We start from the raw sequence: 12,444 nt of genomic DNA, 5'->3' as shown, positions 1-12,444 counted from the left end.
ATCAAGCGAAATAATGGCGCGCTCGGGAGGATTCGAACCTCCGACCGCCTGGTTCGTAGCCAGGTACTCTATCCAGCTGAGCTACGAGCGCGCAGAATCTAACAGTTTAACTCGGTTAGGCGAGTTATGGTTTGCAGCTCTATTCTAGCAGCCAATTGGCAACTTAAGCAGGGCTTCCACCTTAATGAAAAGAAGAAGCCGCGCTCTGCGCGGCTTCCCTTAAATATGGCGGTGAGAGAGGGATTCGAACCCTCGATGAGCTATTAACCCATACACCCTTAGCAGGGGTGCGCCTTCAGCCACTCGGCCATCTCACCGTTGCGGGACGTATAGTACGTTTTGCCGAAAATAAGTCAAACGCTTTTTTGTCGACTTGAGGTTTGTTTGCGCAGTCATTAACCACATCGACGAACCACTAAACAGATTGCACAAAATGCGTGCTAAATCACATCAATAAAGCGCGACTGAGGCTTGGTAAAGAGGGACCTTCAAGGTGGCTTCTACCCCGCCTAATATAATAACAAATGACGCTTTGACTGCCGAAAATAGGCGAACCGAGGCAAACGGCTATTTTTAGGCACAAAAAAACCGGAGCTCAGCTCCGGTTTTTTCGCGATTAGAAATTGCCGCTTGGGCCATTTCCGCCGTCTTTCTCCGCTTGGATCCGCATGTAGATCTCTTCACGGTGTACGGAAACCTCTTTCGGCGCATTTACGCCGATACGTACCTGGTTACCTTTAACCCCAAGCACGGTTACGGTTACTTCGTCGCCGATCATCAAGGTTTCGCCCACACGGCGAGTCAAAATTAGCATTCGTTTGCTCCTTCGTTATCTAACTCTGTCCGCTGAGGCGGTCAAATCTTCTAGCGGTATTATAAAGTTAGACCAGATTAAATCCATAGCCATCCAGCTAAGGTTCAGTTGTCTTCAGCCAACTCAAATGCACTGTGGAGACTGCGTACCGCGAGCTCCAAGTACTTTTCGTCAATGGCCACTGATATTTTTATCTCCGAGGTTGCGATCAGTTGCACGTTGATTCCCTCTTGGCCGAGGGTCTGGAACATGCGACTAGCGACGCCAGAGTGATTCTTCATACCTACACCAACCACCGACACTTTACACAGACCGGCGTCGGACTTCACATGTTGCGCGCCCAAGGACTGCGCCACCGGTTGCAACAATGCCAACGCCTGCGAACAATCGTTGCGATGCACAGTAAAGGTAAAATCAGCTTGTCCTGCCACTGTAGTGGTGTGAACAATCATATCGACTTCAATGCCAGCTGCACTGATCGGGGTTAAGATTTGTGCCGCTACGTTAGCGCGATCTGGCACCCCAACCAAGGTAAGGCTGGCTTCGTCACGGTTAAAGGCGATGCCAGATACCATTGGCGGTTGGCCATCGATCTGATCGTAGGTAATCAAGGTGCCCTCTCCTGAATCGAAACTCGACAGTACCCGTAAAGGCACATTGTAGCGCCCTGCGTACTCGACCGAGCGGATCTGCAACACCTTGGCCCCAAGGCTAGACAGCTCCAACATCTCTTCAAAGGTGATGACATCCATTTTTCGAGCTTTCGGCTCGATCCGAGGATCGGTGGTATAGACCCCATCAACATCGGTATAGATCTGACATTCGTCAGCTTTTAACGCTGCAGCTAACGCTACAGCGGTGGTATCGCTGCCGCCTCGGCCCAAGGTAGTCAGCTCGCCTTGGTCGGTACGACCTTGGAAACCTGCCACAATCGGGATAATCCCTTGGCTAAGCAAACGATCCAAATTATCGGTGGCGACAGATTTAATCCGTGCCTTGCCATGGCGATCATCGGTGAGGATCTGCGCCTGGTCGCCCAGCAACGCTTGCGCCTGCAGACCGCGCTTTTGCAGCGCCATCGCCATTAGGGCAATCGAGATCTGCTCGCCGGTGCTGATCAGCATATCCATTTCCCGCGGATCGGGATCCGCCGAGACTTGATGCGCCAGCGATACCAAGCGGTTGGTCTCGCCAGCCATCGCTGACAACACCACCACCAGTTGATGACCATTACGCACCGAGCGAGCGATGCGGTCGGCGACCGACTCGATCCGCTCTAATGAGCCGACCGAGGTGCCGCCGAACTTTTGGACGTACAGTGCCACAGGGTGCGCTTACAGCTTGTCAGCCAACCAGGCTTGAGCGTCTTGCAACGCCTGCGGCAGTGCCGCCGCGTCGGTGCCGCCGGCCATCGCCATGTCTGGGCGACCGCCGCCTTTACCGCCAACGGCAGTCGCAACCAAGTTCACCAGTTCACCGGCTTTCACTTTGCCGATCAGATCTTTAGTTACGCCCGCAGCCAGGCTTACTTTGTCGTCGCTCACCACTGCTAGTACGGCAACGCCACTGCCCAGCTTGTTCTTCAGCTGATCCATGGTGTCGCGCAGCGCTTTGGAATCGATGCCTTCCACTTTCGCCAGCACCACTTTAACGCCAGCGATCTGTTGTGCGTCGTCCGCCAGCAGCGCCACTTGGTGGCCAGCCAGTTTGCCGGACAGGCGCTCAACTTCTTTTTCCAACCACTTAGTGCGCTCGATCAGGTTGCGAGTCGCATCAGCGATGTTGTGGCTGTCGGATTTCAGCAGACCCGAAATCGACTCCAGCTTGTCGCCCAGCTCGTGCATCGCGTTGATCGCGCCTTCGCCGGTGATCGCTTCGATACGACGTACGCCAGCAGCGATACCGCCTTCGGACACGATCTTGAAGAAACCGATGTCGCCGGTACGGTCAACGTGAGTACCACCACACAGTTCGGTAGAGAACTCACCCATGCCCACCACGCGCACTTCGTCGTCGTACTTCTCGCCAAACAGCGCCATCGCACCGGCTTCTTTAGCGGCGTCGATGTCCATCAGACGAGTCGCCACTTGATGGTTAGCGCGGATCTGATCGTTAACCATCTTCTCTACGGTGCGCAGCAGTTTGCTGTTGACGCCTTCGAAGTGGCTGAAGTCAAAACGCAAGCCGTTGTGGGAACACAGAGAACCTTTCTGGGTCACGTGCTCGCCCAGTACGCTGCGCAGGGCGGCGTGCAGCAAGTGAGTGGCGGAGTGGTTCAGTTTGATTGCCTGACGACGCTCCATGTTGATAGCAGCAGTCAGCTCTTCGCCCACGTGGATTTCGCCACCGGATACGTAACCGATGTGCAGGATCGCATCGCCAGACTTCTTGGTGTCGGTTACGGTGAAGGCGCCGTCTTGCATGATCAGCTCACCGGTATCACCCACCTGACCGCCGCTTTCTGCGTAGAAGCTGGTGTTGTCTAGGATCACTTGACCCTCTTCACCTTCAACCAGTTGGTTGACCGCTTCACCGGCTTTGTAGATGGCAACCACTTTGCCCCACTGCTCGACGTTGTCGTAACCGGTAAACTGGCTCTTGGCATCGATGGCGGTGACGTTGGAGTAATCGGCAGAGAACTTGCCGGCATCACGAGCACGCTGACGCTGCGCTTCCATTTCCGCGGTGAAACCGTCTTCGTCAATTTCAAAGCCACGCTCACGGGCAACGTCGTTGGTCAGATCCGCCGGGAAACCGTAGGTGTCGTACAGCTTAAATACGGTGGCCCCGTCCAGCACTTTGCCGTCCAGGTTTTCCAGCGCGTCGTTCAGGATCTGCAGACCACGTTCCAGCGTACGACCGAAGTTTTCCTCTTCGATGCGCAGCACTTTTTCTACCATCTGTTGCTGAGCTTTCAGCTCGGCACCGGCACCGCCCATCACGTCAGCCAGGGCACCAACCAGTTTGTAGAAGAAGGTGCCTTGCGCGCCCAACTTGTTACCGTGACGCACGGCGCGACGGATGATGCGACGCAGCACATAGCCACGGCCTTCGTTGGATGGCATTACGCCGTCCGCGATCAAGAACGCACAGGAACGGATGTGATCGGCAATAACGCGCAGAGATTTGTTGTCCAGTTCATCGGTACCAACAATCGCTGCCGCTTGTTTGATCAGGGTCTGGAAGATGTCGATGTCGTAGTTGGAGTGACCGCCTTGCATGATCGCCGCCACACGCTCGATGCCCATGCCGGTATCTACCGATGGCTTCGGCAGTGGCTCCATGGTGCCGTCAGCGTGACGGTTGTACTGCATGAATACCACGTTCCAGATCTCGATGAAGCGATCGCCATCTTCTTCCGGAGTGCCTGGACGGCCGCCCCAGTGTTGCTCGCCGTGATCGTAGAAGATCTCGGTACATGGACCACATGGGCCGGTGTCACCCATCGCCCAGAAGTTGTCAGACGCGTACGGAGCGCCTTTGTTGTCGCCGATACGGATGATGTCTTCCGCCGGTACGCCGATCTCTTTATTCCAGATATCGAACGCTTCGTCATCGGTCTCGTACACGGTAACGCACAGCTTCTCTTTTGGCAGTTTCAGCTCTTCGGTCAAAAAGCCCCACGCGAACTTGATCGCGTCGCGCTTGAAGTAGTCGCCGAAGCTGAAGTTACCCAGCATTTCGAAGAAGGTGTGGTGACGTGCGGTGAAACCGACGTTTTCCAAATCGTTGTGCTTACCGCCAGCACGCACACAGCGCTGCGCCGTAGTCGCACGGGTGTAACTGCGCTGCTCGGCACCTAAGAAACAATCTTTAAACTGGTTCATACCGGCGTTGGTGAACAGCAAAGTTGGATCGTCATGAGGTACCAGAGAGCTGGACTCAACGCGCTCGTGGCCGTTGGAACGGAAGTATTCAAGAAACGCTTCGCGGATCTCTGCGGTAGTCATGTGCATGGAAGTCATCCTGATATCTGACCCTGCCGGGCGCTTAAAGCAAGCGTTCGCGCGGCAGTTCTGGCGGTTAAATTAAACGCTGTAGTATATCCGCAACGATTGGTGCTAAACCACCCTTGCGGCGGCATTGCCCTGCATCTACCGCAGAAATGAAGATAATTTCGCCAATGGTTAATGGTAACCATTCGTCAACGGTCCGGTTACCGCTAAGTTTGGCCTGATGGGGCCAACAGATACAAAAACCGAGGGCTCCTTACGGGGCCCTCGGTAATATTTCTTACAGCTAGCTAACGCTTAAGACGATTACGCTTAAGACAGCTCTGCACCGTCGTGTTCGGCGTCGAACTGATCGGCGTCGTTATCGGTTGGCTTGGCGGTCACCAGCAGCTGTTCGCGCAGCAGCGCTTCGATCTCGTCAGAGATGGCTGGGTTTTCTTGCAGGAAGCGCATTGAGTTAGCTTTACCTTGGCCAATCTTGTCGCCCTTGTAGCTGTACCAGGCACCGGATTTTTCAATCAGCTTCTGCTTCACGCCCCAGTCGATCAACTCGCCGTGCTTAGAGGTACCTGCGCCGTACAGGATCTGGAATTCCGCTTGTTTGAACGGTGGCGCAACCTTGTTCTTAACAACCTTAACGCGAGTTTCGTTACCTACTACTTCGTCGCCCTCTTTGATGGCACCGATGCGGCGAATATCCAGACGTACCGAGGCGTAGAACTTCAGCGCGTTACCACCGGTGGTGGTTTCTGGGCTACCGAACATCACGCCGATCTTCATCCGGATCTGGTTAATGAAGATACACAGGGTGTTGGAACGTTTGATGTTGGCGGTCAGCTTACGCAGCGCCTGCGACATCAGACGGGCTTGCAGACCAACGTGGCTGTCGCCCATCTCACCTTCAATTTCCGCTTTCGGAGTCAGTGCCGCTACGGAGTCGACAATCACCACGTCAACGGCGCCAGAGCGCACCAGCATGTCACAGATCTCCAGCGCTTGTTCACCGGTGTCTGGCTGGGATACAAGCAGTTCATCAACGTTCACGCCCAGCTTGCCAGCGTACACTGGATCCAGCGCGTGTTCGGCATCCACGAATGCACAGGTTTTACCTTGCTTTTGTGCCTCGGCGATAACCTGCAGGGTCATGGTGGTTTTACCGGAGGACTCTGGCCCGTAAATTTCAACGATACGACCGTATGGCAGACCGCCAATGCCTAGGGCGATATCCAGGCCCAGTGAGCCGGTAGATACTGAATCGATGTCCATCGCAGTGGCATCGCCCAGACGCATGATAGAGCCTTTACCAAACTGCTTTTCAATCTGGCCTAGCGCCGCACTGAGGGCGCGTTTTTTGTTGTCATCCATTGTCGTGCTCCGAAGAAATTTGCGATGCCGAACCGTAGATAGGGTGAAAAATCGAACCCAACTTTGGCGCCGCGATAAACAGAATTGCGACCAGTATACTGTATAGTCATACAGTATCAATAGGTCACAGTAAATTCCTTGAATATGGCCATTGTTCCCCTGCCTCCAGCAACAGATTTCGGTATCATGTCGGCTTTGTTTAAAACCAACTGTTGCAGAGGAATTCGTGGCCAAAGCTAAACCTGCAGGCGAACAGCACACGCCGATGATGCGCCAATACTTGGCGATTAAAGCAGAGCATCCAGAGGTGCTGCTGTTTTATCGAATGGGCGACTTTTACGAGCTGTTCTTTGACGACGCCAAGAAAGCCTCGCAATTGCTGGATATCTCGCTGACCGCCCGCGGCTCCAGCCAAGGTGAACCGATCCCAATGGCCGGGGTGCCGTACCATAGCGTTGAAGGTTATCTGGCCAAGCTAGTACAGCGCGGTGAATCCGCCGCCATCTGCGAACAGATCGGCGATCCCGCCACCAGCAAAGGGCCAGTGGAACGCAAAGTGGTGCGGATCATCACCCCTGGCACCATTACCGATGAAGCGCTGCTGCAAGAGCGGCGGGAAAACCTGCTGGCGGCGGTATTTGAGCTGCGCGGTCACTACGGTTACGCCACGTTGGATCTGGCCTCCGGCCGCTTTATGGTGAACGAACTGGAAAGCGACGAGGCCTTGGCCGCCGAGCTGCAACGCACCAGCCCAGTGGAGCTGCTGTACCCTGAGCAGTTCGGACCGATGCACCTACTGGAGCAGCAAAAAGGGCTGCGCCGCCGTCCCGAGTGGGAGTTTGAACTGGGCACCGCACGGCAACTGCTAAACCAACAATTTGGCACTCGCGATCTGACCGGCTTTGGGGTTGAACAAGCCGAGCGTGCGCTGTGCGCCGCCGGTTGTTTGATGCAGTATGTGCGCGATACCCAGCGTACCGCCCTGCCGCACATTCGCAGTCTGATTAAGCAGCAAAACAATCAGCATATCGTGCTGGATGCCGCCACCCGCCGTAACCTCGAACTGACCCAAAACCTCGCCGGTGGCTTGGAAAACACCTTGGCTTCGGTACTGGATGGCTGTGCCACCGCCATGGGCTCGCGTCAGCTTGGCCGCTGGCTGCATCAGCCGCTGCGCCAACCGGAGCGGCTTAACGCCCGCTTAGAGATGGTCAGCGCCATCAAAACCTCTGGCCTGTATGTCGATCTGGCGGAGCAACTGAAACCGGTCGGCGATTTAGAGCGGGTACTGGCCCGTCTGGCTTTGCGCAGTGCCCGCCCGCGGGACTTAACTCGTCTGCGCAGCGCCCTGCAGCAACTGCCGCAGCTTAAAGATCTGCTAGCAGAACTGGATACCCCGCACGCGGCAAACTTAGCCCGTCGTTTAGGCGAATTCCCACAGCAGGTCGATCTGCTTGAACGCGCCATCATCGACAACCCGCCAGTGATCATCCGCGATGGCGGCGTGCTAGCCGAGGGCTATAACGCCGAGCTGGATGAGCTGCGAGCGCTGTCACGCGGTGCTACCGATTATCTGGAAGAGCTGGAAGCGCGGGAAAAAGCCCGCACCGGCATCGCCACCTTGAAGGTCGGTTACAACCGCGTCCACGGCTACTTTATTGAAGTAAGCCGAGCGCAATCGGCGCTGGTGCCACACGACTACATCCGCCGTCAAACCCTGAAAAACGCCGAGCGCTTTATCATCGCCGAACTGAAAGCCCATGAGGACAAAGTGCTGGGCAGTCAAAGCGCGGCGCTGACGCTGGAGAAACGGTTGTGGGAAGAGTTGTTCGATCTGCTGCTGCCGGTATTGCCAGAGCTGCAAGAGTGCTCGGAAGCCTGCGCCGCGTTGGACGTACTGCAAAACCTGGCCGAACGCGCTGAGACCCTCAACTACTGCCGTCCACAACTGGTGGCGCAATCTGGCATTCACATCGATGGTGGCCGCCATCCTGTGGTCGAACAGGTACTGAAAGAGCCGTTTATCGCCAACCCCGTGCACCTATCACCGGAGCGGCGGATGTTGATCGTCACCGGCCCGAACATGGGCGGTAAGTCGACCTACATGCGCCAAACCGCGCTGATTGCCCTGCTGGCGCACATCGGCTCGTTCGTTCCTGCCGAGCAAGCGGTGCTGGGACCTATCGATCGGATCTTTACCCGCATCGGCGCCAGCGACGATCTGGCCTCCGGCCGTTCCACCTTTATGGTGGAGATGACCGAAACCGCCAATATCCTCAACAACGCCACTACTAACTCGCTGGTGTTGATGGATGAGATTGGCCGCGGCACCTCTACCTACGACGGTCTGTCTCTGGCGTGGGCGGCAGCCGAGCAGTTAGCCAATAAGCTGCAAGCGCTAACCCTATTTGCCACCCACTACTTTGAGCTCACCCAACTGCCGGAGCTGCTCGACGGCGTTCACAACGTCCATCTGGATGCCATCGAGCACGGCGACAGCATCGCCTTTATGCACGCGGTGCAAGAAGGACCAGCCAGTCGCAGTTACGGCTTGCAAGTGGCGGCGCTAGCTGGGGTGCCGGTGGAAGTGGTGCGCAGCGCTCGCCAACGCTTGGCGCTGCTGGAAGCCAATGAACAGGGGCAACGCCAAGATCTGACGGCGATGCCGCAAGGGCAACTGCCGCTGCTGCCAGAGCCGCATCCGGTAGTAGAAAGCTTAAGCGCGATTGATCCCGATAGCCTGACCCCGCGGCAAGCGCTGGATCTGCTCTATCAGCTGAAACAGCAGCTTTAATCGGCACCACCATCGCCACATAAAAAATGGCCGCTGAGTCCCCTCAGCGGCCATTTTTATTGGCAAAAGCCACTAGCCAAAAACTAGCGACGTGGCAGGTAGCGGATTGGATCCACCGATTTGCCCTGATAACGGATCTCAAAGTGGAGCATGTTGCGATCGGCATCGGTGTTGCCCACTTCAGCGATCTTCTGCCCCACCTTCACCTGCTGCTGTTCTTTCACCAACAGCTTGCGGTTGTGGGCATACGCACTGAGGTAGTCGTCGCTGTGCTTAATGATCAACAACTGACCATAGCCACGCAGCGCACTGCCAGCGTACACCACCCGGCCATCGGCGGCGCTAACCACCGGAGTGCCACTGGCAGCGGCAATATCGACCCCTTTGTTGCCTTGCTCGGCATTGGAGAATCCCTGGATAACTTTGCCGCTAACCGGCCAGATCCATTTCGCCACCTTGCTTGGCAGCGGCGCTTCGCGCTTCACTGGCGCCGCTGGCTTCGGTTGCGGTTTAGCCACAACCGCAGGCTTAGCCAGAGTCTTGGCCACTGCAACTGGCGCCGCTGGCTTAACTACCGGTTTCGGCGCAGGTTTAGCGACCGGCTTACTGCTCACCGCTTTGGCTGGTGCCGGTGGCCGATAGCGGCTGGTGTTCAGCGACAAGCGCTGCCCCGGATAGATGGTGTAATCGCGGTCCAGTCCATTGCTGCGCGCCAGCGCTCTGAAGTCACGGCCAGAGGCAAAGGCGATGGAATAGAGGGTATCGCCACGCTGTACCACGTAGTGGCTGCCGCTTAAGCTGCCCTTTGGCAAACTGCGTACCGGCGCGGTATCCAGCGCCGCCACCGGCGCCGGAGCCGATGAACTGCAACCGGTTAATTGCAGCAATCCGGCCAGCAGCGGCAACCACCACAGACGGCAACGGCCGATCTTGTCCCCAACTTGCACCAACGACTATTACTCCATGATTTTGCTCGCCGTGTTACGGCTATTGTTATGCAGCCCTACAGCCGAATGAGTTATTCGGTCGCTGCCGCGCTGAGCTATTCCGTCGCTCCCGCGACCAAGGGCACAAACCGCACCACTTCAATTTGCTGGCTGTGGAATTGATCGCCACGACGGACAATCAATTGCAGCACCTGCTGCTGATCGCCAACGGGGATGATCAAGCGGCCACCATCTTGTAACTGTGCCAACAACGCCTGTGGCACCTGAGTCGCTGCCGCAGTGACGATGATCCCAGCAAACGGCCCTTTGCTGGCCCAGCCTTGCCAACCGTCACCGTACTTAAAGCTGATGTTGTGCAGATCCAGTTGCTTTAGGCGGCGCCGTGCCAATATCTGCAAACTTTTGATCCGCTCAATGGTGCACAGTTGCGGTACCACTGACGCCAGCACCGCCGCTTGATAGCCGCTGCCAGTGCCCAGTTCCAACACCGGCCCCGCAGGCAGATCCTGCAGCAGCAACTCGGTCATCCGCGCCACAATATACGGCTGCGAAATAGTCTGGCCAGCACCTATTGGTAACGCGGTATTTTCCCATGCCCGCAGGGTTAACGCGCCATCCACAAACAACTGTCTGGGGATCGCTGCCATCGCCGCCAGCACCCGTTCATCGGCAATGCCTTGATCGCGCAGTTGCGCCAGCAAGCGGCCGCTGTAGCCAGCGGTCGCCGCCGCTGCGGCCAAACTCATAACGTTGCCACCCAGTCTGTTAACTCGGCCAGTTGCTCATGGGCGGTTAAGTCCACTTTCAGCGGCGTGATCGACACATAGCCATTGGCGATGGCATCAAAATCGGTGCCGGGACCGGCATCTTGTTGCGCTCCCGGCGGACCGATCCAGTAGACATCGCGGCCAGCGGGATCTTGCATGGTCAGCATCTCTTCAGCGGCATGACGGGCCCCAAGACGGGTAACCTTAATGCCACGGATCTGCTCCAGCGGTAGATCCGGCACGTTAATATTGAGGATCCGATCTTGCGGCAATGGCTTATTCAGCAGCCCCTTAACCACATTTACCGCAATCGCCGCAGCGCTGTCGTAATGCACCAATTCACGGCCACAAAGCGAAATCGCAATGGTTGGGAAGCCCAGATGACGGCCTTCCATCGCCGCCGCCACGGTGCCGGAATAGATGGTGTCATCGCCCAGGTTGGCGCCAGCATTGATGCCAGACACCACTAAGTCAGGCTCTTCAGTCATCAGCGAGCGAATGCCAACCAGCACGCAGTCGGACGGCGTTCCGTTGATCTGGTAAAAGCCGTTATCCAGCTGCTGTGCCCGCAGCGGGTTGGTTAGGGTCAATGCGTTGGACGCCCCAGAACAGTTGCGATCTGGGGCAACGGTAATCACCTCAGCAATGGTGGCTAAGGCGTCACTTAACGCCTTAATCCCCGGCGCATGCACGCCGTCGTCATTGCTTACCAATATTCTCATTGACGTTCCTTCTCAAATTGCAGCTGCTGGGCGTCGGTGTAATCCACCAATTCACGCAGCAACGAGGTAGCAAAAGCCCCCGCTGGTAGTACAAATTGCAGCCACAGCAGGCCATCTTCCACCTTGGCTTGCAACTGCTCTGGGATCAGCAGGGCGCGACGACGGTCGTGATCCAAACGGGCATTCGCTAAACCGGTGCACATCTCTGGCCACTGGCTGACGATCTGCGCCTCGAACTCACCCGCTTCGGCTTGGGCAATGCCCTCGCCATCGCCCCACAGCGGCGCCGACAGGCTCACATCGTGACTGGCCAGACGATCCAGCAACAGTTGATCCCACTCGTTAGCAATAAAGTAACTGTTGGAACCGGCCAGCATCAAGGCATCACCGGCCAGGCCAACGTTACCAAACTTCGCCAAACGCGCCGACAGCACGTGGTTAAACAGGAAACTGCGGGCGGCAGACAGGTAGATGCTGCGTTTATTGCGATCTTTAATGCGTTTGCCGCCAAACATCTCCAGCGCGCGCTCTACATTGCCACCGCTGTGACCGAAGCGTTGCTCGCCGTAGTAGTTCGGCACCCCAGCTTGCAGCTCGGCGACTTTTGTCAGCAGCGCTTCTGGGTTGTCGATGCCGCTGATGGCGATCTTAAAGCGGTTGCCCAGCAGCGCGCCGGTGCGCAGCTTTTTCAGGTTACGGCTGGCAGACAAAATGGTCAGCTGGTCGCTGTTCAGCTCGGTCCACTTCGGCTCCAATTTGCCCGGGATACGAACACTCAACCACTGGCGAGTAACGCCGTGCTTATCTTTCAGACCAGCCCAAGAGACATCACGGGCTGGTACCCCAGCAAACTTGGCCAGCATGCCGGCCACTTGGTGGGTGGTCAGCCCGCGTTTTTCCACATGAACCATGTGGTTCTCGCCCTCGCCATCCGGCACAAACGGCAAAATCTCTTCCACTTGGAAGTGTTCATGCGCTCCGCGGATCTGGCCGGTTGCGGTTGGTTTGCCGTAAAGGTAGTGCCACTCTGGCAAGCTGTAATCAGTCATTTCAATGCCTATTAAAGGGTTATCTCGGAATAC

Annotated in this window: 9 protein-coding genes and 2 tRNA genes; 1 reads left to right on the top strand and 10 read right to left on the bottom strand. The window is 56.6% G+C overall.

What is annotated here, in order from left to right:
• Nucleotides 1-14: 14 nt before the first annotated feature.
• The 6 genes from G506_RS0111835 to recA form a co-directional block, all read right to left on the bottom strand.
• Nucleotides 15-91 (bottom strand) — tRNA-Arg (locus tag G506_RS0111835).
• A gap of 135 nt (nt 92-226) precedes the next feature.
• Nucleotides 227-317: transfer RNA gene (locus tag G506_RS0111830), tRNA-Ser, on the bottom strand.
• 299 nt (nt 318-616) lie between these two features.
• Nucleotides 617-814, bottom strand: coding sequence for a carbon storage regulator CsrA (gene csrA / locus G506_RS0111825; RefSeq protein ID WP_028117052.1), 198 nt, complete (start codon nt 812-814; stop codon nt 617-619).
• A 104-nt stretch (nt 815-918) separates the two neighbouring features.
• Nucleotides 919-2,139, bottom strand: coding sequence for an aspartate kinase (locus tag G506_RS0111820; RefSeq protein WP_028117051.1), 1,221 nt, complete (start codon nt 2,137-2,139; stop codon nt 919-921).
• Nucleotides 2,140-2,148: 9 nt separating this feature from the next.
• A complete protein-coding gene (alaS, locus tag G506_RS0111815) occupies nt 2,149-4,770 on the bottom strand; it encodes an alanine--tRNA ligase (protein ID WP_028117050.1) in 2,622 nt (873 codons plus the stop codon).
• 309 nt (nt 4,771-5,079) lie between these two features.
• Nucleotides 5,080-6,132: a recombinase RecA gene (gene recA, locus G506_RS0111810; protein ID WP_028117049.1), complete on the bottom strand. Its 1,053-nt coding sequence runs from the start codon at nt 6,130-6,132 to the stop codon at nt 5,080-5,082.
• Between the two features lie 265 nt (nt 6,133-6,397).
• Between recA and mutS the strand changes: the two genes are divergently transcribed.
• Complete coding sequence (gene mutS, locus G506_RS0111805; protein ID WP_051202088.1) at nt 6,398-8,926, top strand: DNA mismatch repair protein MutS; 2,529 nt, start codon at nt 6,398-6,400, stop codon at nt 8,924-8,926.
• 83 nt (nt 8,927-9,009) lie between these two features.
• On the opposite strand, the gene G506_RS0111800 is transcribed toward mutS, so the two are convergent.
• The 4 genes from G506_RS0111800 to truD form a co-directional block, all read right to left on the bottom strand.
• Complete coding sequence (locus G506_RS0111800; RefSeq protein ID WP_240473422.1) at nt 9,010-9,873, bottom strand: peptidoglycan DD-metalloendopeptidase family protein; 864 nt, start codon at nt 9,871-9,873, stop codon at nt 9,010-9,012.
• Nucleotides 9,874-9,968: 95 nt separating this feature from the next.
• Entirely contained in the window at nt 9,969-10,619 is a 651-nt protein-coding gene (locus tag G506_RS0111795) for a protein-L-isoaspartate(D-aspartate) O-methyltransferase (protein WP_051202087.1), read from the bottom strand.
• On the bottom strand, nt 10,616-11,362 hold the full coding sequence (surE, locus tag G506_RS0111790) for a 5'/3'-nucleotidase SurE (protein WP_028117045.1): 747 nt from the start codon (nt 11,360-11,362) through the stop codon (nt 10,616-10,618). Before surE ends, G506_RS0111795 begins: the two co-directional genes overlap by 4 nt.
• On the bottom strand, nt 11,359-12,411 hold the full coding sequence (gene truD / locus G506_RS19575) for a tRNA pseudouridine(13) synthase TruD (protein WP_240473421.1): 1,053 nt from the start codon (nt 12,409-12,411) through the stop codon (nt 11,359-11,361). Before truD ends, surE begins: the two co-directional genes overlap by 4 nt.
• Between the last annotated feature and the right edge of the window lie 33 nt (nt 12,412-12,444).

This window comes from Ferrimonas senticii DSM 18821, from assembly GCF_000422665.1.
GTDB lineage: Bacteria > Pseudomonadota > Gammaproteobacteria > Enterobacterales > Shewanellaceae > Ferrimonas > Ferrimonas senticii.
This window is presented reverse-complemented; position numbering and strand designations above follow the sequence as displayed.

Coding starts and splice junctions, on each gene's coding strand:
- csrA (WP_028117052.1), bottom strand. CDS start 814: ATGCTAATTTTGACTCGCCGTGTGGGCGAAACCTTGATGATCGGCGAC.
- alaS (WP_028117050.1), bottom strand. CDS start 4,770: ATGCACATGACTACCGCAGAGATCCGCGAAGCGTTTCTTGAATACTTC.
- recA (WP_028117049.1), bottom strand. CDS start 6,132: ATGGATGACAACAAAAAACGCGCCCTCAGTGCGGCGCTAGGCCAGATT.
- mutS (WP_051202088.1), top strand. CDS start 6,398: ATGATGCGCCAATACTTGGCGATTAAAGCAGAGCATCCAGAGGTGCTG.
- G506_RS0111795 (WP_051202087.1), bottom strand. CDS start 10,619: ATGAGTTTGGCCGCAGCGGCGGCGACCGCTGGCTACAGCGGCCGCTTG.
- surE (WP_028117045.1), bottom strand. CDS start 11,362: ATGAGAATATTGGTAAGCAATGACGACGGCGTGCATGCGCCGGGGATT.
- truD (WP_240473421.1), bottom strand. CDS start 12,411: ATGACTGATTACAGCTTGCCAGAGTGGCACTACCTTTACGGCAAACCA.